Raw genomic sequence first — 26,136 nt, forward strand, 5'->3', positions numbered from 1 at the left:
GCTCAGCCCGCGAACGCGTCGGCCGTGAAGGCCTCGACCTGCTTCGTCGACCGGTCCAGCACGTCGCTGTGGCCGGCGCCGCGGTACTTCCGGTAGGTCAGATCCAGGTCGCGCCCGCGGTACGCCTTCGCGAGGGAGTCCGTCAGCACGAGCGGCACGATGTCGTCGGCGGTGCCCTGGACGATCAGGATCGGTCCCCGGATCGTCGGGAAGCTCGGATCGTTGGCGTCGAGCTTGCCGCGCACCAGCTCAGGATCGGCCTTCTTGGCGGCGAACTTCGACATCGGCGACAGCCCGAACTCGCTCGTCCCGAACAGCTCGAGCAGGCACAACTCGCTGACCTGGGGATAGAGCTCGCGGCCCTTGGCGTTGAGGAGCCGGTCGACCGGGATCTGGCCCGGGTACGCGATCTCGAGTCCGCGCAGGATCATCGCGACGAACGCCGCGGGGACGTTGACCTCACCCGTGAGCGCGGCCTGGGCCGCCAGCGACATGTGCGACGGCGGGGCGAAGGCGACGGTGCCGACGATCTCGAGCTCGCGGGCGTAGTGCGGGGCCATCGAGCTGGCCCACAGCGCCGCGTGACCGCCCTGGGAGTGACCGGCCACCAGGACGCGCTCGCTCACCTCGTCGTCGAGCTGACGGGCGGCCCGGACGATGTCGAGCACGGCCCGACCCTGGGACGATCCGATCAGGTAGGGGTGGTCCCCCGGGGTCCCGAGGCCCTCGTAGTCGGTGCCGACGACGACGTGGCCCGAGTCGATCCAGCGCTGCAATCGGGTGACCGTGGTGTTGGCTCCGGGCATCGCGGTCGAGATCTGACCACGTGTCGGCGCGCACTGGTCGGCCATGCCCGTCGTGCCGTGGGCCCAGGTGACGACGGGCCAACCGCCCTTCGGCGCCGCGCCCTGCGGCGTGGCGACGAATCCCGAGGTCGCGACCGTGTCGCCGGCGACGCCCTGCTGGGCGTAGAGCACCAGGCTCACGTCGGCGTTCGCCAGTCCCATGCCGCCCTCGAGCTTCCGTGACCAGATGAGGTCGCCGTGGCTGTAGTCGCCGAGATCGGACGGGGGACGGTAGAAGCCGGTGCCGACGGGAGCGCTCGTGCGCTTCGGCGACTCCTCGTCCTGGGTGCAGGCGGCCACGGACAGGAGCATCACGGCGCTCAGGGCGAGAGCGGCGAGTCGTCGGATCACGCCGTCATGCTACGGGTGCGGCTCCCGCCCGGACGCGCCATCGGCGGGTCGGTGCCGTGGAGGCGGCACCGACCCGCCGTGACGCGCGGTCACGAGTTCCGTGCTGGTCCCCGGCGGTGGGCCTCACTGCTGCGCTCCCGTCGGTCGTCGCCACCGCAGGACGCGCGCCACCAGCTCCCACACGACAGCAGTGAAGATGACCGCGGCCCCGACCTGGAGCAGATCACTGACGGCGGTACCGGGTGACTCGGCGCCCCGCTGGAGGCCGAACCAGAACATGGCCAGCCCGAACATCACCGCTTGTGGCGTCTTCATCAGTAGATGCTCCTCTCGGCGACGACCTCGGTCAGCAACGTCACGAGGACCGATTCAGCGTCGTGTTCGCGCCCTGACGGCCCGGATCAGCAGGTCCCCCGCCAGGACACCCACGAAACACGCCCCGGCCAGGGTCCAGGCGAAGATGCTGCGGTCGGTGAAGATCAGGACGAAGGCCACCAGCACCGCCAGCACCACGACATGGGACACGATCTCGATACGGCTCAGCATGTGACGACCTTCTCTCCGACGACCTCGCTGGGAACGCACCTTCGAAGTCGACCTTCGGAGCTCGTGCGTCGCTCATGATCCTGCGCTCTACGCCTCATCGCTGGCGAGTGGATGTCCACAGCCACTGCAATCCGGCGAACACCAGGTACGCCGCGATGAAGTAGCCGGCGAACAACCAATCGTCCGGATCCCGATCGGTCGTGAAGACCGTGACCAGGACCAAAGCCGTGACCACGGCTAACAGGCTCAGTCCTTCACGTCTCAACACTTGACGACCTTCCCTCCGACGATCGCCACGGCGACGATCCGGAACTTGAGCTCTACACACTTACCCTGCTTCTTGGCCTTTTTGAAGACCCCGCGGAGCTTGTAGAAGTACGCGGCGACGGCGGCCGCACAGACGGCGCGGACCGCGATGCCGGCCGGGTTCTTGGCGGGGATCTGACCGCACAGCGTGCTGATCCCCGCGCCGACCGAGACGAACATGGCGTTGTGGATCTTCTTGGTCTCCTTCTTGCTGAACTTCACGCAGACCGCGGTCTTGAAGTCGCAGAACTTCAGCTTCGGGTCAGCCACGATCGGGTAGGCGAACTCACCGGCCCGATGGTCGACGATCTGCGTGATGGCACCCTCGCGCACCTCGTACCGGGTCGGCACGCGGCGTCCTTCGGCGTCGACGGCCCAGGGCGCCTCGACCTGGGCTGCGAGGGTTCCGTCGCCGGCGACCAGGTCGACGCCGCCGTCCGGGGTGAGCTCGGGTCGCACGCCCGGCGTGGATCCCAGCCCGAACCGATAGGACGTGGGCGCCTCGGCGGAGTCGAGGCCGACGAGGATCTGGGTCCCCGTGGTCGTCGGTGCGACCGCGACCGTGGCGTCGCCGCGCCCGGGCAGGACGTAGCGGCCGTCGGACTTCTTCGCCTTCGTCCGGGTGACCGGCAGGTCGACGGCGATCGCCGTCGACCCGGAGGCGCCGAGCGTGACGCGGCCGGCCTTCACCGCCGAGGTCGGTGACTTCGAGATCGGGACGGCCTCGTCGACCTGGGCGATCTGCCCCAGACGGTCACGGACCGTCACGGCCGGTTCGTCGGCGTGGGTGGCGGGTAGGGCTGCTGCGGTGAGCGCGACCGTCGCCGCCAGGACGGCGACGGTGCGTGTGGCGATGTGCATGAATCCCCCGATTCAGTCAGGCAAAACGCATTGGGCGTTCCGCTGACGCACAAGGTATTGGGCATGACATGGCGACGTCAAGCGCTCGTGCACAGGGCGGCGGCTCGACCGGAACTCAGGTCGCGCGCTGCAGCCACGGCACGCGCGCCACCCCGGGCAGGGGGAACACCAGGAGCGCCAGCCACAGCAGGGCACCCGCGACGACGCCGTCGAGGTACCAGTGGTTGGCCGTGACGGTGACGACGACGAGCGTCACGACGGCGTGCAGGATCGCGAGCCGCCCGATCCACCCACCGGCGGTCCGGGTCACCACCAGCGCGATGAGCAGCGCCCAGCCGACGTGCAGGCTCGGCATGGCCGCGTACTGGTTGGCGACGGCACCGCTCGCGCCGTCGTAGGCCGACGGACCGTACACGCTCATCGTGTCGACGAAGCCCCACTGGGGGAACATCCGCGGGGGCGCCAGCGGGAAGGCGATGTGCAGACAGACGGCGACGGCGGTCATCGAGATGATGAGGTTCCGCGCCCAGCGGTACTCGACGCGCGGGCGGAAGAAGAACCCCCACAACAAGAAGGCGACGGTCACCGGGAAGTGCACCGCCACGTAGTAGACGTTGGCGGCGCGGAGCAGTTCGGACGACGCCACGAGCCCTTGGATCGCCGCCTCGTCCGGCAACAGGAGCAATCGCTCGAAGGCGTGCACCGCCCGGGCGTTCGCGTGGGCGATCCGGTCGGCCTCGATCGTCACGAGACGACCCGTGCGGTAGAGCAGGTAGACCAGTCCCAGCAGGCACAGCTCGAACGTGAACGGCCAACACACGTCGCGCACCCGGACGACCACCGCGGACCCGCGCGACATGGGCATGTTCCACATTGTCGCCCGGGCACCCGGGTCTGGGAAGTCCGAGCGCCTCGACGCCCCGCCCGCTCCCCTAGCGTCGAGCCCGTCCCCCATGACTTCGCAGGAGTGCACATGGCCCGGTCCACGACCCTGTGGACCGACGTGCACACCCGATCCACCTCCCCGAGGGCTACGACCCCACGGCGGCCCGCGACGGCGAGACTCAGAGAGTCGACTGGATGCCGGCCAGCAGCTGGCGCGCCATCACGATGCGCTGGACCTGGTTCGTGCCCTCGTAGATCTGCGTGATCTTCGCGTCGCGCATCATCCGCTCGACGGGGTAGTCACGGGTGAAGCCGTAGCCACCGAGCAGCTGGACGGCGTCGGTGGTCACCTGCATGGCCGTGTCGGACGCGAAGGCCTTGGCTGCCGCACCGAAGAACGTGAGGTCCTTGTCGCCGCGCTCCGAACGGCCCGCGGCCGCGTAGGTGAGCTGACGGGCAGCCTCGATCTTCATGCCCATGTCCGCGATCATGAACTGCAGGCCCTGGAAGTCCGAGACGGGCTTGCCGAACTGCTTGCGCTCCTGGACGTAGCCCAGCGCGTAGTCGAGCGCGCCCTGCGCGACGCCCACGGCCTGCGCCGCGATGGTGACGCGCGTGTGGTCGAGCGTCTTCATCGCGATCGAGAAGCCCTCGCCCACCTCGCCGATGATGCGATCGCCGGGGATGCGGACGTTGTCGAAGTAGACCTCGCGCGTGGGCGATCCCTTGATGCCGAGCTTCTTCTCCGGGGCCCCGAACGAGACGCCCTCGTCGGACTTCTCGACGACGAACGCCGTGATGCCCTTCGTGCGCTTCTCGAAGTCGGTCTGCGTCAGGACGGTGTAGTACTCGGACTCGCCGGCGTTGGTGATCCAGCGCTTCGTGCCGTTGATGATCCAGTCGTCGCCGTCGCGCTTGGCGGTGGTCTTCTGGTTGGCGGCGTCGGAGCCGGCCTCGGGCTCGGACAGGCAGTAGCTGAAGCCGCCCTCGCCGCGGGCGAGCTTGCCCAGGTACTTGGCCTTGATCTCCTCGTTGCCACCGATCTGGACCGGCAGGGAGCCGAGCTTGTTGACGGCCGGGATCAGCGAGCTGGAGACGCACACGCGGGCGACCTCCTCGATCACGAGAACCGTGGCGAGCGCGTCCGCGCCCGCGCCGCCGTACTCCTCCGGCACGTGCGGAGCGTGGAAGTCCGCAGCGATGAGGGCCGCGTTCGCCTCGCTCGGGAAGCGCGGCTGTTCGTCGACGTCCGCGGCGTAGGGAGCGATCTTCGCCTCGGCCACGGCGCGCACCGCCTCGCGGATCGCCTGGTGCTCCTCGGACAACGCGAAGAAATCGGACACGCTCAACTCCCGGATCGAAAAAGGTGGAACCACCGAATTCTACGCCCGTGTGACAGGGCTCTCTCCCCACGGGTCGGGTTACCGTCGGGTATGACGCAGATCCAGGATGAGGCGGAACTGCGCGCGATTCTGGGCCAGCCCCTGCAGCGCGCGCTCGACAAGGACCGCGACCGGCTGACGACGCACCACGTCGAGTGGCTGCGGCACTCCCCGGTCTGCCTGCTCGGCACCTCGGGCGCGGACGGCAGCTGCGACGTCTCGCCCAAGGGCGACCCCGCCGGCTCACTGGTCCACGTCATCGATGGCCGCCGACTCGCCCTGGCCGAGCGGCCCGGCAACCGGCGCGCCGACGGCTACGCGAACATCCTGGCCAACCCGCACGTGGGACTCGTCTTCCTCATCCCCGGTCGCGGCGACACCCTGCGGGTCAACGGACGGGCGCGCCTGCTGCGCACCGACGACGGCGGACCGGACTATGTCGATGCCCTCGTCGTGAAGGGCCGGCGGCCGGTCCTGGTCTGCGAGGTCGAGGTCGAGCAGGTGTTCTTCCACTGCGCCAAGGCGTTCCTGCGCTCGCAGCTCTGGGACCCCACGACGTGGCGGCCCGACGCCGTGCCGTCGCGCGCCGAGATCGCGCACGCCATGGAGCGACCCGACGACTCCGTGGAGGAGCTCGAGGCGTACTACGGCGCGCAGTACAGCACGAACCTCTACTGAGTCACCGGTCGCGCAGCGCCTCGACGATCGCCGCGCCCAGCTCGGCGGGCTTGGTGAACTGGGGCCAGTGACCGGTGGGCAGGTCGACGTACTCGACGTCGCGGACACGGCCCAGCTCTCCGACCCAGGGCTCACCGGCCGCGATCGCATCGCGCAGGATCTGGGAGGGGAACTCGTTGGCGATGACCGTCACCGGGACGTCGAGCCGGCGCTCGTCGGTGAGGGTGATGCCGTCGGTCGCCACACGCCTCGGCAGGGGGACGGCGCGCGCGATGAACTCGGCGCGCAGCTGATCGTCGAGGTCGACCAGGTCCATGTCCATGAACTCGTCCCACGGCGGCAGCGGGATCTCGTCGCCGTCGGCGGGCAGCTCGTCGTTGACCGCCTGACCCTCGGCCGGCGGGCCCGAATCGACGTAGATGTTGCGGGCGATCCGGTCGGGGCGACGGTCGGCCACACCGTGAATCACGGCGCCGCCCCCGGAGTGCCCGACGAGCACGACGTCACCGTCGAGGGAGTCGACCTTCCCCGCGACGAAGTCGATGTGGTCCGCCAGGCCGATGCCGGCGCGGGAGGCGTCCCGGGACTCGAGCCCGGGGAGCGTGAGCGGATGGATGCGGTGACCCGCCTCGACGAGCTGCGGCGTGACCGCGTCCCACGAGGAGGCGTCGAGCCAGAACCCCGGAACCAGAACGATGTCCATGCTGGCACCGTAAGTCCGTCGACCGACAGAAGCGAGAGGCGAGCGTCAGTTCCCGCGGACCTTCGCGCCCTTCGCCCGGGCGGCGTCGGCCAGGGCCGCCTGGAAGTCCACCATCGCGGACGTGAGGGCGGGATCGCCGGTGGCCAGGATGCGCACGGCCAGCAGACCCGCGTTGCGGGCGTTGCCGATCGCGACGGTCGCCACGGGCACCCCGGCGGGCATCTGGACGATCGACAGCAGCGAGTCCATCCCGTCGAGGTACTTCAGCGGGACCGGGACTCCGATGACCGGCAGCGGCGTCACGGCCGCGAGCATGCCGGGCAGATGCGCCGCTCCTCCGGCGCCGGCGATGATGACCTCGATGCCGCGCTCGTGCGCGGTGCGGCCGTACTCGAGCATCTCGTCGGGCATCCGGTGCGCCGAGACGACGTCGGCCTCGTACTCGATGCCGAACTCGCCGACGGCGGTCGCGGCGGCCTCCATCGTCGGCCAGTCCGAGTCGGACCCCATCACGATTCCCACGCGTGCCGTCATGCCAGGTCTCCGTCCGTCAGCAGTGCCGCGCTGTGCCGGGCCCGGCGCAGCACGTCCTCGAGGTCCTCGCCCACGGCGGTCACGTGGCCGACCTTGCGGCCGGGCTTGACCGCCTTGCCGTACAGGTGGACCTTGACGTCGGGCTGCGCCGCGAGCGCGACCTCGCGCTGGGCGGCGAGATCCTCGACGGCTCCGCCGAGGATGTTGACCATCACGCTCCACGGCTGGCGCGGCGTCGTGGCCCCCAGTGGCAGGCCCATGACCGCGCGCAGGTGGTTCTCGAACTGGCTCGTCACGGCACCGTCGATCGACCAGTGCCCGGTGTTGTGCGGACGCATCGCCAGCTCGTTCACCAGGATCCGGTCGTCGTCGGTCTCGAACAGCTCGACGGCGAGCATCCCCACCACGTCGAGCTCCTCGGCGATGGTCCGGGCGATGGCGCGGGCGCGCGCCTCGAGCGCGGGGTCCAGGTTCGGTGCCGGGGCGATGACCTCGAAGCACACACCGTCGACCTGACGCGACTCGACGACGGGGTAGTCCACGATCTCGCCCGTGGCACTGCGCGCGACCTGCGCGGAGAGCTCACGCCGGAACGGCACCAGCTCCTCGACGAGCAGGGCGCCCGGGGCACCGAAGGGCTCGTCGAGGTCGGCGGCGGACTCGACCTTCCAGACGCCCTTGCCGTCGTAGCCGCCGCGCGCCGTCTTGACGATCGCCGGGAAGCCGAAGGCCTCCACGTCGGCAGGCTCGGCCACCGGCGCCCAGCGCGGGCAGGGGACGCCGAGATCGGTCAGTCGTCGACGCATCACGAGCTTGTCCTGGGCGTGGATCAACGCGTCCGGACCGGGGCGACAGTCGTGCCCCTCCTGCACCAGCGTCCGCAGGTGCTCCGGCGGGACGTGCTCGTGGTCGAACGTCACCACGGGCGCGTCCTGCACGGCGCGGCGCAGGTCGTCCAGATCCGCGTGCGTGCCGATGTGGTGGTCGGCGATCACCTGGGCGGCGGACACGTCCGGCCCCTCGGCGAGCAGGGTCAGCCGGATGCCCAGACCGATCGCCGGCGGCTGCATCATCCGGGCCAGCTGGCCACCACCGATGACGGCCACGTCGTGCTGCGGGGGTTCGTGCGTCACGGCGCCAGCCTAGGGCGAGAGGGCGGTGGCCAGCGGTCGAGGTCGCTCACCGGGACCGGAACGGCAACCGCTCCGAGACCGTGATCGGCGAGAGATGGCCGAACCCCTTGATGTGGCGAGGCGGCAGCACCCGCTTCTCGAAGGTGTCGCCGAGCGCATCGGCCGTGGCCTGGTCGACCAGCAGCCGGTTGGCCCGGGCGACCTGCGAGAGCCGCGCGGCGAGGTTGACGGGGGGACCGAAGACATCGCCCAGACGGCTGATCACCGAACCGGTGGCCAGGCCCACCCGGACGTCGGGCAGCTTGGGTCGGGCGCCGATCGTGTTGATGATGTCGACCGAGATCTTGGTGGCCAGGACGGGGTCGGGGTGTACGAACAGCATGGCGTCGCCCAGCGTCTTGATGACGCGCGCGCCCGCAGCGGTGATGAGGTCGCCGCAGCGGGTCTCGAACTCCTCGACGACGGAGGCCAGCGACGCGTCGTCCAGGCGGTTCGACAGCGCCGTGAAGCGGGTCATGTCGGCGAACCCGACGGTCATGTCGGTCGACAGCAGGGCCTGGTCGTTCTCACCCAGTGCGGTGAGCCGGGCCGCCGCGGCCGCCAGGTGGCGCCGCCAGACGTGCACCATGAGCCGCTCGAACCCGGGGACCGAGGTCTGCGCCAGCTCGAGGGCCGCGTCCGCGCGGCTGTCGGACTTGCCACGCACGATGTCGGACTCCAGCTGGTCGACCAGGATCGTCGCCTGCCAGTCCGCGAGCCGGGACATCGTCTGACCGAGCGCTCGGGTCAGCCGGAACACCGTGTCCTCGTCGAGGATCTCGTGCTCCATCGCGTTGGCGACGATCGCGACCGCCGTGACGTCGGCGTCGCCGAAGGCGGTCTCGTCGCCGGGGTCGGGGAAGCCGAGGTTGCGCCACAGCCGGGCGGCCTGCTCGGGGGTGAGGCCGCCGCGCTCGGCGGTCTCGGCGTTCGTGTACTGCAGTTGCTCGGCCAAGATGATGTCGACCAACTGCTCCTCGTCAGGCCTGCTCATCGCGGCGTGCCTCCGGGGCGTGCGTCTCCAGGACGAGGCGCGTGATCGTGCGGTGGAACTCCTCGATCCGCGGGATGTCGCGCAGGTGCATGCCCGACTGATGACTGGCGTCGTGGATGATCAACGTCCCGCAGCGCAGGACCCGGTCGATCACGCCCTTCTCGTAGGCGACGTCGTTGATCCGGGCGAGCGGGATGATCCGACCGCTGCGGGTCACGATGCCCTTCTGCTCGATCAGCCGCCGGTTCGTCAGCGTGTAGGTCCACGTGAGCCAGCGCAGGAACGGCAGCAGCGTGCCCCACAGGAACAGCACCGCCAGCACGACGAGACCGAGCAACCGCGGCGTGCCGCCGCCCGAGTCGCCGACCGCCCCGGCGAAGTACCCGCCGATGAGCATGATCGCCAGGCCGACGAGGAACGGGACGATCAGCACCTTCACATGGGTGCGCGTCTGGACCTCGATCGCCTCGTCGTCGAGGAGCAGCTTCTCGGACAGCATGCGGCCATGTTCCCACGACGAACGCCCGCTCGGGATCACACCGGGCGCAGGTGCGTCACGTCGCCGGCGGACCAGGGGACGCCGTCGACCACGATGCGGCCGGAGTCGTCGATCCCGGTCGCCTCCCCCGTCACGTCGCTGCCGTCGGGCCGCAGGATGCGGACCCGCCGACCGATCGTGGAGCACACGTCGGTGTAGGCGCGCGCCAGCTCGTCCTGCTGGGCCGGGTCGCGCCACTGCTCGAGCCGCGCGCGCAGCGCTGCCAGGAGCACGCCCAGCAGCTCGGTGCGGTCGATCGTCGTGGCGCCCTCGAGCCAGAGCGAGGTCGCGGTCTCGACCGGCAGCTCGTCCGCCGTCAGGGCGACGTTGAGTCCCACGCCGATGACCGCCGCGGGACCCTCGCTCGTCTCGACACGCTCGACGAGGATGCCGCAGAGCTTGCGCCGGTCGTCGACGAGAACGTCGTTCGGCCACTTCAGCGCGACCTCGACGCCGGCCTCGCGCACCGCGTCCACGACAGCCAGCCCGGTCACCAGCGGGAGCCAGGGCCACCGGGCCGGCGGTACCTCGACGGGACGGACCAGGACCGAGACCGCGATGCCCGTGAGCGGCGGCATCGTGAACGTGCGATCGAGACGGCCCCGGCCCGCGGCCTGGTGATCGGTCGTGTGGACGGTCCACTCGGGCACCCCGTCGCGGGCGGCAGCCGCAAGGTCGGCGTTCGTGCTGGCGGTCTCCGGCGACACGTGGACGATGAATCCGGGAGCCACGCCGGCGAGGCGGTTCCGGTCGATGGGCTCACGCTGGGGCAGCTGCACGGCCCCACCCTCGCACAGGCCGGCAGCGGGGTCGGAGGGTCACGACCCCTCCTGCGGACCCAGCACGCCCTCGACGACACCGGCTGCGGGCGGCGCGGCACCGGCCTGCTTGAGCTCGACGAAGATGACGTGGGTCGGCGTCTCTCCGATGTTCTTCGCGTGGTGCTGCTGGGCCGGCAGCCACAACACCGTCCCGGTGTCGAGCTCGACGTCCATCGCGAAGTCCCCGGACATGAGTCGCCGCCGGAAGGAGCTCAGCGTGTACATGACGCTGTCGGGGTGCTCGTGCGGCGTCGTCTCGTCGCCCGGCACGTCCGTGTACTCCAGAACCCGGACCTGGTCGTTCTCGAGGATGACGCGGTAGTGATCGGCATTCGTGACCGCCGGATCGAGGCTCATCCTTCGAGCATCGCACCGGCGTGAGGAGAAGAACAGCCCCGGCACCCGCCTTGCTGTGGCACCCGAAACGGCTCCGGTTAAGGTGTTCGCCATGACCGACGCCCTGCCTGACGTCCCGCTGGAGGAGCACCCCGAGCTCCACACCACCGCCGGAAAGCTGGCCGAGTACGAACGACGCCACCACGAGGCCACCGTGGAGGTGGCCGATCGTGCCGCCGAGAAGCAGCACGCCCGCGATCGCAAGAGCGCGCGTGAGCGGATCGAGCAGCTCCTCGACGAGGGCTCGTTCGTCGAGCTCGACGCGCTGGCCCGCCACCGCGCCACGGCGTTCGGCCTCGACAAGAACCGTCCGCTCGGCGACGGCGTCATCACCGGCTACGGCACGATCGACGGCCGTCAGGTGTGCGTCTTCAGTCAGGACTTCAGCATCTTCGGCGGCAGCCTCGGCGAGGTCTACGGCGAGAAGATCACCAAGGTCATGGACCTGGCGATCAAGTCCGGCTGCCCCATCATCGGCATCAACGAGGGCGCCGGCGCCCGCATCCAGGAGGGCGTCGTCTCGCTCGGCCTGTACGGCGAGATCTTCCGCCGCAACGTGCACGCCTCGGGCGTCATCCCGCAGATCAGCCTGATCATGGGCAACTGCGCCGGCGGCCACGTCTACTCCCCCGCGGTCACCGACTTCACGATCATGGTCGACGGCACCTCGGGCATGTTCATCACCGGACCGGACATCATCAAGACGGTCACCGGCGAGGACGTCACGATGGAGGAGCTCGGCGGCGGTCGCACGCACAACACCAAGAGCGGCAACTCGCACTACCTGGCCTCCGACGAGGACGACGCGCTCGAGTACGTCAAGGCGCTGATCTCCTACCTGCCGCAGAACAACATGGAGGAGCCCGAGGCGTTCCCCGAGGTCGTCGACCTCGAGCCCAGCGACCTCGACATCGCCCTCGACACGCTCATCCCGGACTCGGCGAACCAGCCCTACGACATCCGCACCGTCATCGAGACCGTGCTGGACGACCAGGAGTTCCTCGAGGTCCAGCCGCTGTTCGCGCCCAACCTGGTCATCGGCTTCGGCCGGGTCGAGGGCAAGAGCGTCGGCGTCGTGGCCAACCAGCCGATGCAGTTCGCCGGCTGCCTCGACATCGACGCCTCCGAGAAGGCCGCGCGCTTCGTCCGCACCTGCGACGCCTTCAACATCCCGGTCCTGACGTTCGTGGACGTGCCCGGCTTCCTGCCCGGCACCGACCAGGAGTGGAACGGCATCATCCGCCGCGGCGCGAAGCTGATCTACGCGTACGCCGAGGCCACCGTCCCGCTCGTCACGATCATCACGCGCAAGGCCTACGGCGGCGCCTACGACGTCATGGGCTCCAAGCACCTGGGCGCTGACATCAACCTGTCGTGGCCGACCGGGCAGATCGCGGTCGTCGGCGCCTCGGGTGCCGTCAACATCCTGTACCGCCGCGAGATCGCCGCGGCCGAGGATCCCGACGCGCTGCGCGCCGAGCTGATGACCGAGTACGAGGACACGCTGTGCAACCCGTACGTGGCGGCCGAGCGCGGCTACATCGACGGGGTCATCAAGCCCAGCCAGACCCGCGCCGAGATCGTCAAGGCACTGCGCCTGCTGGCGACCAAGCGCGAGTCGCTGCCGCCCAAGAAGCACGGGAACATCCCGCTCTGATGTCCGACGAGACGCAGACCCCCGACGCCCCGGAGCAGCAGCCGCTGCTCCGGGTGGTCAAGGGCGACCCGACGCCGGAGGAGCTGGCGGCGCTCGTCGCCGTCGTCGCCGCCCGCAACGCGGCGGCGGCAGCGGCCGAGGGCGAGGCGCTCCCGGCCCGCAGCCAGTGGGGCCACCCCACGCGACAGCACCGCACGGTGCACCGCTTCGGCCGCGGCCAGTGGCGCGCCTCCTCCTGGTGACGTCGGCCTGACCGTTTCCCGGGAGGACTTCCCCCGGGCGACGGTGTGGAACGATCGGGCCATGACCCTGCGCCACGACCCCGATGTCGCGTCCGCCGACTGGTTCGTCCGGTCCGAGGCCGACTGGAGGACCCTCGCGACCCAAGGCCCCGCCGGATTCGAGGCGTACGCCACGGTCCGGTACGACGACGGCGAGTCCGAGCAGTACCGCAGCGACACCGCCCTCATGGCGCTCGTCGTCGAGCTCGCCGCCGGGTACACGCGGACACCCGACGACGTCTTCTTCGGGCTCTGGGACGGCTGGGGCGAGCTGACCGACCAGGGACGCGCGTACTCGGTCGTGCGGTCGAACTGGCTGCGCGACCTGTGGTTCCGGCCCACTCCCCCGCGCAACCGACCCGCGTTCAGCGAGGAGGTCACCGAGGGTCCGAGGGTCGACCTGCACGGCGAGCGCTCCTACCTGCTCTTCCGCGGACCGGCCGCCGACGTCGGACAGTGGGGCGCGCAGCCGTACGCGACGGACGTCGAGCGGCCGCTCCCGCCGGCCTCGCTCACCTGGCCGGCCGACCACGCCTGGTTCATCGCCGCCGACGTCGACACGTCGTGGCTGTGCGTCGGCGGTACGCAGCAGCTGATCGACGCCGTCCTGGCCCGCCCCGACCTCGACGCCGAGCCCGCGACGCACGGCGCCGCCCCGGCCGACGACGATCGCGAGGCCCGATGAGGTTCGTCCTGGCCTCGGCCTCACCGGCCCGGCTCTCGACCCTGCGCCGTGCCGGTATCGACCCCGAGGTCGTCGTCTCGGGCGTCGACGAGGAGCTCATCGTCGCGGACACCCCCGCCGAGCTCTCGACCGAGTTGGCGCGGCTGAAATGCCGCGCGGTCGCCGTGAGCCACCGGGACGCCCTGGTGCTCGGCTGCGACTCGGTGCTGGAGTTCGACGGCGAGATCCTGGGCAAGCCGTACGAGCCCGAAGTCGCCCGCCGCCGGTGGTACGCGATGCGCGGCAACGTGGGCGTCCTGCACACCGGTCACTGCCTGCGACTCGGGGACGAGGAGGTGGTCCGCCACGCGGCCACCCGGGTGCACTTCGCGTACGTCACGGACGAGGAGATCGACGCCTATGTCGCCAGTGGCGAGCCGCTGCAGGTCGCGGGCGCCTTCACGATCGACGGCCTCGGCGCGGCGTTCGTGACCCGGATCGAGGGCGATCACCACAATGTCGTCGGCGTCAGCGTGCCCGTCGTGCGCGAGATGATGCGCGACCTCGGCCAGGAGTGGACCTCCCTCTGGCGCTGATTCGTGGCACGATGTCCGGCGACGCTGCTGATGCTGAGGGGGAACACGTGACCAAGGTGATGTCGCTGATCGGCACGATCGCGCTGGCGATGATGGCCTTGTCCTGGCCGGCCGCCACGGCCGACGAGCCCGAGAGCGCCACGGCGATGATGCTCGTGATGGACGCATCCGGCTCGATGGCGGAGAAGACCGGAGGGGGCACCACCCGCATCCGGGCCGCCAAGGACGGACTGAACGCCGTGATCGACGCCCTGCCGGCCGAGCAGAAGGTCGGCTTCCGGGTCTACGGCGCCAGCGACGTGGCCGAGGACGACCCGGCGGCGTGCACCGACTCCGAGCGCATCGTCGACCTCGGCACGGACAACCGCGAGGACCTGCGCCGCGCCGTGGCGGACTACGAGCCGGTCGGCTGGACGCCCACGAGCCACGCGCTGCGCGAGGCCGCCAAGGATCTCGGCGACACCGGACAGCGCACGATCGTGCTCGTCTCGGACGGCGAGCCCACGTGCGACCCCGACCCGTGCGTCGTCGCCCGAGAGATCGCGAAGGACGGGATCGACCTGCGCATCGACGTCGTCGGCTTCGACGTGTCGGGACGGGCGAAGAAGACGCTGCAGTGCGTGGCCGACGCGGGCAACGGCACCTACTACGACGCCGACGACGCCGAGAGCCTGACCGACAGCCTGCGCGTCTCCTCGGTGCGGGCCTCGCGACCGTTCGACCTCACGGGCACGCCCGTTCGAGGCACGCCCGCCATCGCGGAGGCGCCCCTGATCGAGCTCGGCCAGTACACCGACACCATCGCGACCGATGCCATGGCGCACTACCGCCTCCGGCGCACCGCGCCCGGCTCGACGTTCCATGTCGGGGCCGTGATCAGCGGCGTCAGCGGCGACCTGGGTGCGGCCGCCGTCCTGAAAATCATGCAGACCGGCGGCCAGTGGTGCTCGGCGGGCACGACCTACGGACTGGACATGTCCAGCCGGACCCCGATCTACTACGGCGCCGTGTCGTCATGGACCCGTGATCGCGAGTCGCCGTGCCACTCCGAGCCCGAGCTCGCCCTGGGTGTCGAGCGCGCCGTCGGCGGCATCGAGGGCCGGCCCATCGAGCTGGCGGTGTACGAGGAGCCGCCGATGGCGGCCGCACCCGATGCGAGCACCCTCGGCGAGGAGCCCCGGTGGAGTCCGGTCACCCCGTCGACGCCCACCGAGGTGGTTCCCGGCAGCAGCGTCGCCAACGCCCCCGTCGTGGAGCCGGGCAGCTACGCGATGGACATCAGCGCCGGTGAGACCCAAGTCCTGGCCGTCCCGGTCGACTGGGGCCAGCAGCTCCGGGCCCAGTTCGACGCCACGCTGAACGACGATGTGCGTGACGCCGCCGCTGCCGGGAGCGACGTCGACGTGACGGTGATCAACCCGATGCGCCATGACGTGACCGTCAGCATGTTCGCCAAGGAGCCGAAGGACTGGACCGGACTGCCGATCGCGCTCATTCGCGAGAACACCCCATTCCGCAAGGGCGCGATCTCGTGGCCAGCCCATCCGGCCCACCGCTTGCAGACCCAACCGGCGCGCAAGGGCGCCTCGCTGGCCGGCTTGCACTACGTGGTGGTCAACCTGAAGTTGCGGGGCGACCAGGCGAACCTGCCGTACACGCTCACCATCGAGCGCGACGATGCGCTGCCGGGTGTGGCGCCGGAGTACGAGGAGGTCGAGGGCCTGACCGCCCCGGCCGCCGACTCCCGCCTGGTCGACTCGCCGGTCACGGCCGCCGCGGAGGACGCCTCCGAGGCCGAGAAGCCCTCCTCGGACCAGACCCGGGAGTCCGCGTCGATGGTGCCGTGGCTCGTGGGCGGCGCTGCCGCCGTGATCGTCCTCGCGGGCGGGCTCGCGGTGCTGCTGCGTCGGCGACGCGGCTGAGCCCGCTGGCGGCCCGGAATCGACGAATCGGGTCAGCCACCGTCTCATGGATGAACGAATCTGTTCACTGATCAGGCTCGGCGTGGGAGAATGGAACACGATGACCACCTCACAGCGCCCCCGACGCCACCTCGCAAGCAGCCCGTTCCCCAAGAAGCCCGATGTTGCCGCCGAGATCTACGAGCCGGGAGCCCGGGTGTCCCACGACTCGTTCGGCCTCGGTCGCGTCCTGAGTGTCCAGGGCCAGAACTCGGTCCAGGTCGACTTCGGCAACGGCTCGGTGCACATCCCGCTGCCGTGCCGCCAGATGACAGCTCTTTGAGCCCTGACTGAACCTCCGGGTGGCGATTCGCCTCCCGGTTCGGCGACCCTCACGTACCTGCGTCGTCGTGAGCGGTCGCCTCGATGAGACGTCTCGCGTCGAAACTGGTCACTCCCCCGCACTGTTCTGACATGCTGGGAACCAACGACCAGATGCGAGGTGAGACTCGCATCTGCACATCTCGGGGAGACGCATGAGAACGACCGCCACCATCGTGGCGGCGGCCCTCGCGGCCGTCGTCGGACTCGCGCCCACATCCGTCGGCGCCCAACCGGCCGAGGCAGCCGAGACGGGCTCGATGATGCTCGTGCTGGACGCCTCCGGCTCGATGGCCGAGAAGGTCTCCGGCGGCGGCACCAAGATCAAGGCCGCACGATCGGCCCTGCGCACCGTCATCGACCAGCTCCCCGAGGACCAGCCCGTCGGCCTGCGCGTGTACGGCGCCACGGTCTTCGACGCCTCCAAGCCCGGTGCCTGCACCGACTCCCAGCAAGTGGTGGCGCTCGGTCTCGACAACCGGAACGAGCTCAGGTCCGCTGTCGACGACTACAAGCCCTACGGCGAGACGCCGATCGGTCACGCGCTGCGCGAGGCCGCGAAGGATCTCGGCGCCGAGGGCCAGCGCACGATCGTCCTGGTCTCCGACGGCGAGCCGACCTGCGACCCCGACCCGTGCCGGGTGGCCGCCCAGTTGACGAAGAAGGGCTTCGACCTGCGGGTCGACGTCGTCGGACTCGACGTCAAGGGCAAGGCCCGCGCGAAACTGCAGTGCATCGCCGACCGGGGCAACGGCACCTACTACGACGCCGCCAGCGCCGAGGACCTCGTCGACACGCTCTCGACGGCCCAGACCCGGGCCTCGCGGCCGTTCGACCTGAGCGGCACTCCCGTCGAAGGCACCCCGACGCCCTCCGGCGCTCCGACCGTCACCACGGGTCAGTGGCTCGACACCTTCCCGAGCCGGAAGGGCGAGCTCTGGTATCGGATCGAGCGCACGGCGCCGGGTTCGACGATCCACGTCGGTGCCGCCCACCGCTCGACCGACATCGGCAACTCGGGGCAGAAGATCTCCGTGCTGACCCACTCCGACGATGCCGGCAACCGGTGCGGCCGCGAGTCGAGCTTCGCGCGAGGCTCTCTGGGCTACGCCGGCACCAGCACGGCATCGCGCGACGAAGCCTGCGCCACCTCACCGGTCGTGTATGTGCAGGTCACCCAGGACAGCCGCCCCGAGGAGTTGGCCGGAGAGCCCGTCGAGATCGCGATCTACGAAGAACCTCCGATCGCCGGCGCGACGCAGACCTCCACCGCGGACACCCCCGAGCGTCCCGCCTGGACCCCGCTGACTCCCGGGTCCCCCGATGACACGGTGGTCCCCGGCACCTCGGTCTCGAACGCGCCCGTGGTGAACGACGGAACGTACGCACTGGACATCAACCCCGGCGAGACCCAGGCCGTCGCCGTGCCCCTCGACTGGGGACAGCACCTCCAGGCCCAGTTCGACGCGCGTATCACCCGTCCCAGCGTGACGGACTTCGCGAACCCGGACCTGCAGATCACCGGCCCGTTGCGTCAGGAGGTCGGCGGCGACTACACCGACATGGCGCTCAGCGACGACTGGACGTCCTACACGAGCCTGCCCCCGGACGAGCCCAACGCGTTCCGGTGGGGCCGCCAGGCGTACACCGTCGCCCCCGAGCACCGGCACGTCGTCGAAAGCTGGTGGGCAGGATCGTCGCTGCCCGGCCTGCGGTACATCCTGGTCTCGCTGCCCGAGGACGCTGTCGCTGCGATCAGTTACACGCTCACCGTCAAGACCCACGGCACTGCAGGCACCGGCGCTCCCGAGTACGAAGAGGTCGACGGCCTGACCCCTCCGCAGGCGGACTCACGCCTGGTCACCCCGGGCGCGACGTCGGCTTCGACGGACGCCGAGCCCCCGGCCGACACCACGCCCACGGAATCTCCGGCCGACAGTACGGACGAAAGCGCGGTCGAGAGCGGCTTCCCGTGGTTGCCGGTCGGCCTGGGCTCGGCCCTGCTCGTCGTGCTGGTCGCGATCGGCGCGTTCGTCGTGCGGCGCCGGCGCGCGAGCGACCCGTCGGTCACTCCACCGGGAGACCGAGCGAGCGAGCGATGAGCATGCGCTGGACCTCGCTCGTGCCCTCGCCGATCTCGAGGATCTTGGCGTCGCGGTAGAACCGCGCCACCGGGTACTCCTCCATGAATCCGTAGCCGCCGAAGACCTGCGTCGCCACGCGCGTCGCCGTGACGGCGGCTTCGGAGCTGTACAGCTTCGCCACCGACGCGGCCTGCTTGAAGCGGGCCCCGGTGATTCCCGCGTCCTTCATCGCTGCTGCCTGGTAGGTCAGCGCTCGCGTCGCATCCGCCATGACCTTGAGGTCGGCGATCTGGAACGCGACCCCCTGCTTGCGCCCGATCGGGCCGCCGAACGTCTGCCGCTCCCCTGCGTACTGCACACACGCCTCGAGGCAGGCCTCGATGAGACCCAGGGCCAGCGCCGAGATCGCCACGCGACCGTCGTCGAGCGTCGCCAGGAACTGGGCGTAGCCGCGTCCCCGCTCGCCCAGGAGGTGGTCCGCCGGGACGCGCGCGCCGGTGAAGGACAGCGGGTGAGTGTCGCTGATGTGCCAGCCGAGCTTGTCGTAGCCGGCCTCAGCCACGAAGCCGGGCGTGCCGGACGGCACGACGATCGCCGAGATCTCGGGACGGCCGTCCGCACGGGTGCCGGTGCGTGCGGTGACGGTGACGAGCGAGGTGATCTCGCTGCCGGAGTTGGTGATGAACTGCTTCGCTCCGTCGACGACCCACTCGTCGCCGTCCAGGACCGCCTTCGTCGCCGTGGCGCCGGCATCGGAGCCCGCGCCGGGCTCGGTCAGGCCGAAGCCCGCGAGCGCCTGACCGGCCACCAGGTCGGGCAGCCAACGCTCCTTCTGCTCGGCCGTGCCGAACGTCTGGATCGGGTTGATGCCCAGGCCCACACCGGCCTCGAGGGTGATGCCCATCGACTGGTCGACGCGGCCGAGCTCCTCGATCGCGATGCACAGGCTCGTGAAGTCCGCGCCGGATCCACCGAACTCCTCCGGTGCCGTCAGACCGAACAGACCGAGGTCGCCCATGGCGCGTACGACGTCGACCGGGAAGTGGTGGTCCTTGTCCCACTGGGCGACGTGGGGCGCGATCCGCTCGTTCGCGAACGACCGAACGACGTGCCGGAAGTCCTCGTGCTCGCGTGACAGTTCGAAGTCCATGCCCGCAGGTTAACAGGCATTAACCCGTCTCTGGACAAGTCACAACATGGCCCGGTTTGACCATCTTCGGGCTACATCGCGCGAAGTGGGCGCGCGCAACATCCGGAGGCACCTAATCTCTAGACGTTTGTCCAAATACACCGTTGGTCACAAACGTCGCTCCAAATACCAAATCGAGGGGAACCCATGTCCGAGACTCCGCAGTTCAACGATCCCAATACGAACCCAAAGGCCGCCGCTGCCGCGGCCAAGGCATACGCCAAGGCGACTCGCCCGTGGTTCAAGAAGAAGCGCTTCATCATTCCGCTCGCGCTTGTCGCCCTCACCATCGTGGGTTCGGCCATGGGTGGATCCGGCTCGGACTCGTCTGGAGACAAGGAAGACACGACCGCTTCGGCCCAGAAGAACACCGAGAGCGAAAAGTCGACCGAGGAGTCCGGCACGACCAAGACCAAGAAGAAGGCAAAGACTGAAAAGGCTGCGCCCAAGCTCACGAAGCAGCAGCAGAACGCCGTCCGCTCAGCCAAGAACTACCTGGAGTTCGCCGGATTCTCGCGCGAGGGACTCATCCGCCAGCTTTCCTCCGACGCGGGCGACGGTTACTCGGATGCCGACGCTACTGCGGCAGTGGACAGCCTGGATGTGAACTGGAATGCGGAGGCCGTCGAGTCCGCCAAGAACTACCTCGACATGACGGGCTTCTCTTGCCAAGGCCTGATTCAGCAGTTGAGTTCCTCGGCCGGCGACCGATACACCCAGAAGCAGGCCGAGTACGGCGCGAAGAAGGCAGGCGCCTGCTGAACTACTCAGTCACATCGCGGGCGGCAGGGCAGGTTGAACCACAATCCGACCTGCCCTGCCCGCTCTGGACCTGACACCAATAGACTCGCCGGGCAGCCCCTCGTTGAAGGAGTATTCGTGAGCAAGCCCCTGCAGAAGGTCCTGATCGCCAACCGTGGCGAGATCGCCGTGCGTGTGATCCGCGCCGCGAAGGACGCCGGCATCGCCAGCGTGGCGGTCTATGCCGAGCCCGACCGCGACGCGTTGTTCGTCCGGCTGGCCGACGAGGCCTACTCGCTCGAGGGTTCCACCCCGGGCGACTCCTACCTCGACATCGGCAAGATCCTGGCCGTGGCCGAGCGCAGCGGGGCCGACAGCGTGCACCCGGGCTACGGCTTCCTGTCCGAGAACGCCGAGTTCGCCCAGGCCGTCATCGACGCCGGGCTGACCTGGATCGGTCCCCCGCCGGCCGCCATCGACGCCCTCGGCGACAAGGCGAAGGCCAAGCAGATCGCCCTCAAGGCCGGTGCGCCGCTGGCGCCGGGCCTCAAGGACGCCGTCGAGAGCGCCGACGAGATCATCGCCTTCGCGCAGGAGAACGGCCTGCCCGTGGCCATCAAGGCCGTCTTCGGCGGCGGTGGCCGTGGCCTCAAGGTCGCCAAGACCATGGAGGAGATCCCCGAGCTCTACGACTCGGCCGTCCGTGAGGCCGTCGCCGCCTTCGGCCGGGGCGAGTGCCTCGTCGAGAAGTTCCTCGAGAAGCCGCGCCACGTCGAGACCCAGTGCCTGGCCGACCAGCACGGCAACGTCGTCGTCATCTCGACGCGTGACTGCTCGCTGCAGCGTCGCCACCAGAAGCTCGTCGAGGAGGCGCCCGCGCCGTTCCTGTCCGACGACCAGGTCGAGCGCCTCTACACCTCCAGCAAGGCGATCCTCAAGGAAGCCGGCTACGTCGGCGCCGGCACCTGCGAGTTCCTCGTGGGCATGGACGGCACGATCAGCTTCCTCGAGGTCAACACCCGCCTGCAGGTCGAGCACCCGGTCTCCGAGGAGGTCGCCGGTGTCGACCTCGTCCGCGAGATGTTCCGCATCGCCGCCGGCGAGGAGTTGGGCTACGACGACCCGCCGCTGCGCGGCCACTCGATCGAGTTCCGCATCAACGCCGAGGACGGCGGCCGCGGCTTCCTGCCCGCACCCGGCACCCTCACGAAGTGGGATCCGCCGGCGGGCCCCGGCGTGCGTGTCGACTCGGGTTACGTCGAGGGTGAGACCATCCCCGGCGCGTTCGACTCCCTCGTCGCCAAGCTGATCGTCACCGGTGCCACGCGTGAGCAGGCCATCGAGCGCTCGCGGCGCGCGCTGGACGAGTTCGTCGTGGACGGCATGCCGACCGTCATCCCGTTCCACCGCGACGTGCTGGACAACCCGGCGTACAACGCGTCCGAGGGCTCGTTCGACGTCTACACGACGTGGATCGAGACCGACTACGACAACCAGCTCGAGCCCTACAGCGGCGGTCACGAGACCGACGAGGCCGGCGAGCGCGAGCGCGTCACCGTCGAGGTCGGCGGCAAGCGCGTCGAGGTCATCCTGCCCGGTGGCCTGGGCGCCAGCGCCGCCGCTGCGGGCGGCGGCAAGAAGGCCAAGCGCAAGGGTGGCAAGTCCGCCGGCGCCGCGGCCAGCGGCGACTCGCTGACGTCGCCGATGCAGGGCACCGTCGTCAAGCTCGCCGTCGAGGAGGGCCAGGAGGTCGCCGAGGGCGATCTGGTCGTCGTCATCGAGGCGATGAAGATGGAGCAGCCCATCAACGCCCACAAGGCCGGCTCGATCGTGGGCCTGGTGGCCGTCATCGGCGAGACCATCGGCGCCGGCGCCGTGATCGCCGACATCAAGGACGCCTGACCGTCCCGCAAACGCACGAAGCCCCGGCCTGCTGGCCGGGGCTTCGTCGTACGCGGGGGGTGCGAACCGGGTCGGATCAGGAGGCGCGGCCCTCGCCCGCGCGGGCGGCCGCGCGGGTGTCGGGCGAGAGGCCGGGCGTCGAGGCGGGGGCGTGGTGGTCGACCTCGCCGAAGGCGACGCCGGCCGCCCAGACGACGAGCGTGACGACGACCCACGTGCCCCAGCCGTCGATGTCGAAGCCCGAGTCCGGGACGATCACGTCGGTCAGCGCCAGTGCGATCGCGGTGAGCGCCAGGCCTCCGGTGATCGTCGAGACCCGCAGCCACCGGGAGTCACTCACGCGCAGCGCGGCCGTGCGCAGCACCACGCTGAGCACGGTGAACAGCACGACCGCGACGACCCACCAGGCGGGCGCCAGCGTGAAGCCTTGCAGGATCCACGCGGCGAGGCCGAGCGAGAGTGCGTTGGCCAGGGTGGCCGTGACGATCGTGATCCAGAGGCGGGCACTCAGCATGGGACGATCATCCCACTGCCGAATCTCAGAAGCCGAACCAGTCCGACTTCAGACCGAAGGCCCACCGGGCGTCGACGCCGGAGATGGTCTTGCTGGACTTCGACCCCTTGAGGGTCATCGAGACCACGCGGCCACCCTGGTTTCCGTGCCCGTTGCGCCGGGTGATCGTGACCGACTTCAGGGTCCCGATCGAGTACTTCTTCTGGATCGCGGCGGTCGTGACCGTCTGGCTCCAGGCGTGGTTCTTGTTGCCGCTCCAGGCGTCCCACGGGTCGCTGACGGGCTTGAGGTACGGGGTCGACCCCTGGTTGGTGAAGCCGCCCGACGAGCTGGAGAACTGCGTCAGCGCCGGCGCGCCCTGGTACGTCAGGATCTTGCCCGCCGTCCCCGCGATCGCCTCGTTGGTGCGCGGGTGCTCGTCGGCGTGGCCGCCGTAGACCTGGCACGAGACCGTGTCACAGATGTCGAAGTGCTTCTTCGAGCCCAGGTACCGCGAGCCGTACGTGCGCGCGGCGACCGACTGGGCCTTGAGCGCCTCCATGCTCCAGCTGGCGGGCATCTCGCGTGCCACGACGCCGCGCAGGTACGCCTCGAGGCTGAGCACGTTGACGGTGTCGCGCGTGGTGGCGGTGGGCCGCGCCGAGCGCAGCGCGCCGCGGTAGGCCCGCGTGGAGCCGTTCGGCAGGACGAGGCTGATCGTCGCCGGGCCCTCGAACTGGGCATCGCCGGAGAACGTGGTGTGGGCGTACCACTTCGAGCCCGACTTGTAGGACAGCGTGTTCTTCTTCGCGTCGCCCTTCGCCAGGTCGATGGACCAGGCGGAGACGGCGCGGCCGCTCACCGACGTCGGCAGCACGGACACGGCGTTTCCGGACAGGCGACGGAATTTCAGTCCCGACTTCGGCCGCACGTGCACCGAGTTGCCCGTGTCGGCCGTGATCTGCACCCGGATCGTGGCGGTCTTCGTGCTCAGCGTCGTGCCCGGGTAGTACTTGCGCAGGATCGCGTCGTACTTCTGGCCGGCGCGGGCGCCGCCCTCGGCGCCGTACTGGCTCATACCGATGCCGTGGCCGTAGCCGTGGCCCTTGAAGACGATCTTGCCGTTCGACGGCGTCACGGCGTTCTTGGCCGAGGGCTTCGGAGCCGGCTTGGGGGCCGGCTTCGGCGCGGGCTTCGGTGCGGCAGCCGGGACCAGCGGTCGGGTGAGGGCCGTCGCGAACGGGGCCTTCGTGTAGGCGCTGACCCGCTCCTTCGTGGGGTACGTGACGGCCACGCGGATCTGGTAGCGCGTGTTCGGCTTGAGCTTCGTGATCTTGACCGAGTTGGTGCGCGTCATCACGTAGCGCTTGCCCGTGGACTTGCCCGCCTGGACGATCTGCACCCGGTAGCCCGGAGCGCCCGCCTGAGCGTTCCACGTGAGCTTCAGCGCCTTCCGGCCGCGCGACGTGGCGCGGACGCCCGTGGGGGCCGTGAACGCCTTCGTACGGGCCGTCGGGAACGGCTTGGCCGTGTACGGGGTGAGCCGCTTCTTCGGCGACGGCTGGTAGACCGAGACCCGGAAGACGTAGACCCGGCGCGCGTGCAGCCCGGTGACGGTGGCCCGGTTGGTCGAGACGTTGTAGAACTTCGCGCCCTTCCCGCTGCCCGTCGGCGAGACCGCCAGGCGGTAGTGGGTGGCTCCGGCGACCTTGTTCCAGGTGACCGTCGCGGTGGTCGGCGCCGTGCTGACCTTCACCCCGGTGGGGGTCTTGAAGGTCTTCGGCGGTGCGGGAGTCGGCTTCGGCGCGGGCGCGGGTGCGGGAGCCGGGGCCGGGGCACCGGCCGCCGAGGTCGCCTTCGAGATGTACGTGTGCGCCCGGTCGCGCAGGCCGCCCACGGCACTGATCCAGGCGTAGCCGTACTTGCCCGGGCACGCGGTCGACTTCACGTCGCGGTGCCCGTTGATGACCTGGTACTTCTTGCCGCCCGCGGTGTAGGTGCCCTTGGCGTTGGCGCCGAAGAACTTCAGTCGCCAGCCGACCAGCTTGACGACGGCGGTCTTCAACGCCGCGCTGGGCTGCGCGTTGTCGAAGTGGCCCATCATCGAGACGCCGGTCGCGTACTGGTTCACGGCCTCGACGCCGGAGTGTGCGGCACGGACCTGCTTGGTCATGCCGCCCTTGCGGCCCTCGAAGATCTGGCCGAAGCGGTCGACCAGGAAGTTGTAGCCGATGTCGCACCAGCCGTGTCCCTTGACGTGGTACGACTGGTAGCTGCGCACGAGCGCGGCCGACTCGGCCTTCGTGTAGGTGTTCGAGCCCGCCGTGTGGTGGATGACGACGCCGAGCGCCTTCGGCCGCGTCACCGGGGCGCTGCAGCTGGTGCCGGCGCCGGCCTTCCACTGCGCGCGCGTGATGATCGAGGGCATCGGCACGACCTTGGGCGTGCCGTCGGCCGCGACCGACTCGGTGAGACCGTCCTGGGCGCCTTCCACGTCCTCCTGCGGCGCCTCGTCCGTGCCCGCCTCGACGGCGGGCTGGAACACGGCCGGGCTGAACGGCGTGACGATCTCCGACTTCCCCGGATCGATCGTCGTCACCTTGACGCCCGAGAGCGTGCCGGAGCCGGCCTTCACGTCGACGGCGATGCCGTCGGCGGGGGCGTCGGTCCACAGCGGCTCGGTGCCCGGGCGTCCGCCCTCCTTGCTCTCCTCGACGGCCAGCGTCTGCCAGGCGCTCCACGTGCCCTTCGTGCGCACCTGCACGCGCACCGACACGTCAGCGGCGTCGGCCGTGGCATCCCATGTCACGCCGACCATGCGGAAGGGGTCGACGGGCTTGCGCTCGACCGCACCGTCAGAGCCGTCCTGCGGAGTCGTCGCGACGGGGGTCTGCTCGACCTCGACCTCCTCGGAGACCGGAGCCTTCGTGGTCGCCTCGGCGGGCGTCTCGGCGACGGCCGGCGTGGGCCGCGTCTCGACGATGTCCGTCCCGGCGGCCTGCGCCGGGGCAGGCAGGAGCAGGGACGCTCCGACGAGAGCGATCGTGGTCAGACCGATGCTGCAGCGGGTCGGCCAGGAATGCATGGGGGAAGTCCATTCTGTGGCGGGTACAACTGGTGCTCGTGTGACGCAAGGAGCACACGCATCAGAACACACATCCGAGGGGCGTTCCAGCACTTCGGGTCTGACCTGCGAAACCACACGCGTGTGATTACAGCCGTGGCGGGTTGAATT

General features: G+C 69.9%; 27 protein-coding genes. 10 read left to right on the forward strand and 17 right to left on the reverse strand.

The genetic code is table 11. From position 1 onward, the window contains the following. Window positions 1–2 precede the first annotated feature (2 nt). The 7 genes from H9L21_RS12455 to H9L21_RS12485 form a co-directional block, all read right to left on the reverse strand. On the reverse strand, window positions 3–1,196 hold the full coding sequence (locus tag H9L21_RS12455) for an alpha/beta fold hydrolase (protein WP_154596630.1): 1,194 nt from the start codon (window positions 1,194–1,196) through the stop codon (window positions 3–5). Between the two features lie 123 nt (window positions 1,197–1,319). Then, window positions 1,320–1,511 (reverse strand): hypothetical protein, encoded by a 192-nt coding sequence (locus H9L21_RS12460; protein ID WP_154596629.1) that lies wholly within the window; start codon window positions 1,509–1,511, stop codon window positions 1,320–1,322. Between the two features lie 54 nt (window positions 1,512–1,565). Then, window positions 1,566–1,742 carry a hypothetical protein gene (locus H9L21_RS12465; RefSeq protein WP_154596628.1) on the reverse strand — a complete coding sequence of 59 codons (177 nt, stop codon included), beginning with the start codon at window positions 1,740–1,742 and terminating at the stop codon, window positions 1,566–1,568. Between the two features lie 94 nt (window positions 1,743–1,836). Then, entirely contained in the window at window positions 1,837–1,977 is a 141-nt protein-coding gene (locus H9L21_RS12470) for a hypothetical protein (RefSeq protein WP_154596627.1), read from the reverse strand. 26 nt (window positions 1,978–2,003) lie between these two features. Next, window positions 2,004–2,909: a hypothetical protein gene (locus H9L21_RS12475; protein ID WP_154596626.1), complete on the reverse strand. Its 906-nt coding sequence runs from the start codon at window positions 2,907–2,909 to the stop codon at window positions 2,004–2,006. 115 nt (window positions 2,910–3,024) lie between these two features. Beyond that, window positions 3,025–3,774 carry a phosphatase PAP2 family protein gene (locus H9L21_RS12480; protein ID WP_230081555.1) on the reverse strand — a complete coding sequence of 250 codons (750 nt, stop codon included), beginning with the start codon at window positions 3,772–3,774 and terminating at the stop codon, window positions 3,025–3,027. 199 nt (window positions 3,775–3,973) lie between these two features. Continuing rightward, window positions 3,974–5,137 (reverse strand): acyl-CoA dehydrogenase family protein, encoded by a 1,164-nt coding sequence (locus H9L21_RS12485; protein WP_187411526.1) that lies wholly within the window; start codon window positions 5,135–5,137, stop codon window positions 3,974–3,976. A gap of 90 nt (window positions 5,138–5,227) precedes the next feature. Here H9L21_RS12485 and H9L21_RS12490 point away from each other — a divergent pair, with 90 nt between their 5' ends. After that, entirely contained in the window at window positions 5,228–5,854 is a 627-nt protein-coding gene (locus H9L21_RS12490; RefSeq protein WP_154596624.1) for an MSMEG_1061 family FMN-dependent PPOX-type flavoprotein, read from the forward strand. A gap of 1 nt (window position 5,855) precedes the next feature. On the opposite strand, the gene H9L21_RS12495 is transcribed toward H9L21_RS12490, so the two are convergent. The 7 genes from H9L21_RS12495 to H9L21_RS12525 are packed head-to-tail and all read right to left on the reverse strand — an operon-like array spanning window position 5,856 to window position 10,973. Continuing rightward, on the reverse strand, window positions 5,856–6,557 hold the full coding sequence (locus H9L21_RS12495; protein WP_154596623.1) for an alpha/beta fold hydrolase: 702 nt from the start codon (window positions 6,555–6,557) through the stop codon (window positions 5,856–5,858). Between the two features lie 45 nt (window positions 6,558–6,602). Then, window positions 6,603–7,091: a 5-(carboxyamino)imidazole ribonucleotide mutase gene (gene purE, locus H9L21_RS12500; protein WP_154596622.1), complete on the reverse strand. Its 489-nt coding sequence runs from the start codon at window positions 7,089–7,091 to the stop codon at window positions 6,603–6,605. Beyond that, window positions 7,088–8,224, reverse strand: coding sequence for a 5-(carboxyamino)imidazole ribonucleotide synthase (locus H9L21_RS12505; RefSeq protein ID WP_255467049.1), 1,137 nt, complete (start codon window positions 8,222–8,224; stop codon window positions 7,088–7,090). The genes purE and H9L21_RS12505 overlap by 4 nt, the downstream gene beginning before the upstream one ends. A gap of 46 nt (window positions 8,225–8,270) precedes the next feature. Beyond that, complete coding sequence (locus tag H9L21_RS12510) at window positions 8,271–9,257, reverse strand: adenylate/guanylate cyclase domain-containing protein (RefSeq protein WP_154596621.1); 987 nt, start codon at window positions 9,255–9,257, stop codon at window positions 8,271–8,273. Continuing rightward, entirely contained in the window at window positions 9,244–9,756 is a 513-nt protein-coding gene (locus H9L21_RS12515) for a PH domain-containing protein (RefSeq protein WP_154596620.1), read from the reverse strand. The genes H9L21_RS12510 and H9L21_RS12515 overlap by 14 nt, the downstream gene beginning before the upstream one ends. A 35-nt stretch (window positions 9,757–9,791) precedes the next feature. Beyond that, window positions 9,792–10,574 (reverse strand): biotin--[acetyl-CoA-carboxylase] ligase, encoded by a 783-nt coding sequence (locus tag H9L21_RS12520; protein WP_255467050.1) that lies wholly within the window; start codon window positions 10,572–10,574, stop codon window positions 9,792–9,794. Window positions 10,575–10,613: 39 nt separating this feature from the next. Continuing rightward, the gene (locus H9L21_RS12525; protein WP_154596618.1) at window positions 10,614–10,973 is read right to left on the reverse strand and encodes a cupin domain-containing protein; all 360 of its coding nucleotides are present in this window, start codon (window positions 10,971–10,973) and stop codon (window positions 10,614–10,616) included. A 91-nt stretch (window positions 10,974–11,064) separates the two neighbouring features. Here H9L21_RS12525 and H9L21_RS12530 point away from each other — a divergent pair, with 91 nt between their 5' ends. The 7 genes from H9L21_RS12530 to H9L21_RS12560 all read left to right on the forward strand — a co-directional run bounded on the left by H9L21_RS12530 (window position 11,065) and on the right by H9L21_RS12560 (window position 18,594). Next, the gene (locus tag H9L21_RS12530; protein ID WP_154596617.1) at window positions 11,065–12,669 is read left to right on the forward strand and encodes an acyl-CoA carboxylase subunit beta; all 1,605 of its coding nucleotides are present in this window, start codon (window positions 11,065–11,067) and stop codon (window positions 12,667–12,669) included. Continuing rightward, a complete protein-coding gene (locus H9L21_RS12535) occupies window positions 12,669–12,911 on the forward strand; it encodes an acyl-CoA carboxylase epsilon subunit (protein ID WP_154596616.1) in 243 nt (80 codons plus the stop codon). Before H9L21_RS12530 ends, H9L21_RS12535 begins: the two co-directional genes overlap by 1 nt. Before the next feature lie 61 nt (window positions 12,912–12,972). Next, a complete protein-coding gene (locus H9L21_RS15365) occupies window positions 12,973–13,635 on the forward strand; it encodes a hypothetical protein (protein WP_222865782.1) in 663 nt (220 codons plus the stop codon). After that, window positions 13,632–14,210: a Maf family protein gene (locus H9L21_RS12545; RefSeq protein WP_154596615.1), complete on the forward strand. Its 579-nt coding sequence runs from the start codon at window positions 13,632–13,634 to the stop codon at window positions 14,208–14,210. The genes H9L21_RS15365 and H9L21_RS12545 overlap by 4 nt, the downstream gene beginning before the upstream one ends. Before the next feature lie 47 nt (window positions 14,211–14,257). Then, window positions 14,258–16,132 carry a VWA domain-containing protein gene (locus H9L21_RS12550; protein WP_187411527.1) on the forward strand — a complete coding sequence of 625 codons (1,875 nt, stop codon included), beginning with the start codon at window positions 14,258–14,260 and terminating at the stop codon, window positions 16,130–16,132. A gap of 100 nt (window positions 16,133–16,232) precedes the next feature. Continuing rightward, window positions 16,233–16,454 carry a hypothetical protein gene (locus tag H9L21_RS12555; RefSeq protein ID WP_154596613.1) on the forward strand — a complete coding sequence of 74 codons (222 nt, stop codon included), beginning with the start codon at window positions 16,233–16,235 and terminating at the stop codon, window positions 16,452–16,454. Window positions 16,455–16,647: 193 nt separating this feature from the next. Continuing rightward, the gene (locus H9L21_RS12560; protein WP_154596612.1) at window positions 16,648–18,594 is read left to right on the forward strand and encodes a vWA domain-containing protein; all 1,947 of its coding nucleotides are present in this window, start codon (window positions 16,648–16,650) and stop codon (window positions 18,592–18,594) included. On the opposite strand, the gene H9L21_RS12565 is transcribed toward H9L21_RS12560, so the two are convergent. After that, window positions 18,560–19,726, reverse strand: coding sequence for an acyl-CoA dehydrogenase family protein (locus tag H9L21_RS12565; protein WP_154596611.1), 1,167 nt, complete (start codon window positions 19,724–19,726; stop codon window positions 18,560–18,562). The genes H9L21_RS12560 and H9L21_RS12565 overlap by 35 nt on opposite strands. Before the next feature lie 186 nt (window positions 19,727–19,912). Between H9L21_RS12565 and H9L21_RS12570 the strand changes: the two genes are divergently transcribed. Continuing rightward, window positions 19,913–20,527: an Ltp family lipoprotein gene (locus tag H9L21_RS12570; RefSeq protein WP_222865783.1), complete on the forward strand. Its 615-nt coding sequence runs from the start codon at window positions 19,913–19,915 to the stop codon at window positions 20,525–20,527. 117 nt (window positions 20,528–20,644) lie between these two features. Then, complete coding sequence (locus tag H9L21_RS12575; protein WP_222865784.1) at window positions 20,645–22,408, forward strand: acetyl/propionyl/methylcrotonyl-CoA carboxylase subunit alpha; 1,764 nt, start codon at window positions 20,645–20,647, stop codon at window positions 22,406–22,408. Window positions 22,409–22,484: 76 nt separating this feature from the next. Here H9L21_RS12575 and H9L21_RS12580 read toward each other — a convergent pair whose 3' ends face one another. Together H9L21_RS12580 and H9L21_RS12585 are read right to left on the reverse strand one after the other, a co-directional pair. After that, window positions 22,485–22,922, reverse strand: coding sequence for a phage holin family protein (locus tag H9L21_RS12580; protein WP_154596610.1), 438 nt, complete (start codon window positions 22,920–22,922; stop codon window positions 22,485–22,487). 25 nt (window positions 22,923–22,947) lie between these two features. Beyond that, a complete protein-coding gene (locus H9L21_RS12585; RefSeq protein ID WP_154596609.1) occupies window positions 22,948–25,986 on the reverse strand; it encodes a SpoIID/LytB domain-containing protein in 3,039 nt (1,012 codons plus the stop codon). Between the last annotated feature and the right edge of the window lie 150 nt (window positions 25,987–26,136).

The sequence above is a fragment of the Aeromicrobium senzhongii genome (assembly GCF_014334735.1).
GTDB classification, from domain to species: Bacteria; Actinomycetota; Actinomycetes; order Propionibacteriales; family Nocardioidaceae; genus Aeromicrobium; species Aeromicrobium senzhongii.

What these genes read in the sequence shown, in the direction of transcription:
- H9L21_RS12480 (WP_230081555.1), bottom strand. Translation starts at nt 3,774, where the DNA reads ATGCCCATGTCGCGCGGGTCCGCGGTGGTCGTCCGGGTGCGCGACGTG.
- H9L21_RS12565 (WP_154596611.1), bottom strand. Translation starts at nt 19,726, where the DNA reads ATGGACTTCGAACTGTCACGCGAGCACGAGGACTTCCGGCACGTCGTT.
- H9L21_RS12495 (WP_154596623.1), bottom strand. Translation starts at nt 6,557, where the DNA reads ATGGACATCGTTCTGGTTCCGGGGTTCTGGCTCGACGCCTCCTCGTGG.
- H9L21_RS12510 (WP_154596621.1), bottom strand. Translation starts at nt 9,257, where the DNA reads ATGAGCAGGCCTGACGAGGAGCAGTTGGTCGACATCATCTTGGCCGAG.
- H9L21_RS12555 (WP_154596613.1), top strand. Translation starts at nt 16,233, where the DNA reads ATGACCACCTCACAGCGCCCCCGACGCCACCTCGCAAGCAGCCCGTTC.
- H9L21_RS12530 (WP_154596617.1), top strand. Translation starts at nt 11,065, where the DNA reads ATGACCGACGCCCTGCCTGACGTCCCGCTGGAGGAGCACCCCGAGCTC.
- H9L21_RS12570 (WP_222865783.1), top strand. Translation starts at nt 19,913, where the DNA reads ATGTCCGAGACTCCGCAGTTCAACGATCCCAATACGAACCCAAAGGCC.
- H9L21_RS12545 (WP_154596615.1), top strand. Translation starts at nt 13,632, where the DNA reads ATGAGGTTCGTCCTGGCCTCGGCCTCACCGGCCCGGCTCTCGACCCTG.
- H9L21_RS12460 (WP_154596629.1), bottom strand. Translation starts at nt 1,511, where the DNA reads ATGAAGACGCCACAAGCGGTGATGTTCGGGCTGGCCATGTTCTGGTTC.
- H9L21_RS12585 (WP_154596609.1), bottom strand. Translation starts at nt 25,986, where the DNA reads ATGCATTCCTGGCCGACCCGCTGCAGCATCGGTCTGACCACGATCGCT.
- H9L21_RS12535 (WP_154596616.1), top strand. Translation starts at nt 12,669, where the DNA reads ATGTCCGACGAGACGCAGACCCCCGACGCCCCGGAGCAGCAGCCGCTG.
- H9L21_RS15365 (WP_222865782.1), top strand. Translation starts at nt 12,973, where the DNA reads ATGACCCTGCGCCACGACCCCGATGTCGCGTCCGCCGACTGGTTCGTC.
- H9L21_RS12475 (WP_154596626.1), bottom strand. Translation starts at nt 2,909, where the DNA reads ATGCACATCGCCACACGCACCGTCGCCGTCCTGGCGGCGACGGTCGCG.
- H9L21_RS12525 (WP_154596618.1), bottom strand. Translation starts at nt 10,973, where the DNA reads ATGAGCCTCGATCCGGCGGTCACGAATGCCGATCACTACCGCGTCATC.
- H9L21_RS12580 (WP_154596610.1), bottom strand. Translation starts at nt 22,922, where the DNA reads ATGCTGAGTGCCCGCCTCTGGATCACGATCGTCACGGCCACCCTGGCC.
- H9L21_RS12515 (WP_154596620.1), bottom strand. Translation starts at nt 9,756, where the DNA reads ATGCTGTCCGAGAAGCTGCTCCTCGACGACGAGGCGATCGAGGTCCAG.
- purE (WP_154596622.1), bottom strand. Translation starts at nt 7,091, where the DNA reads ATGACGGCACGCGTGGGAATCGTGATGGGGTCCGACTCGGACTGGCCG.
- H9L21_RS12560 (WP_154596612.1), top strand. Translation starts at nt 16,648, where the DNA reads ATGAGAACGACCGCCACCATCGTGGCGGCGGCCCTCGCGGCCGTCGTC.
- H9L21_RS12465 (WP_154596628.1), bottom strand. Translation starts at nt 1,742, where the DNA reads ATGCTGAGCCGTATCGAGATCGTGTCCCATGTCGTGGTGCTGGCGGTG.
- H9L21_RS12490 (WP_154596624.1), top strand. Translation starts at nt 5,228, where the DNA reads ATGACGCAGATCCAGGATGAGGCGGAACTGCGCGCGATTCTGGGCCAG.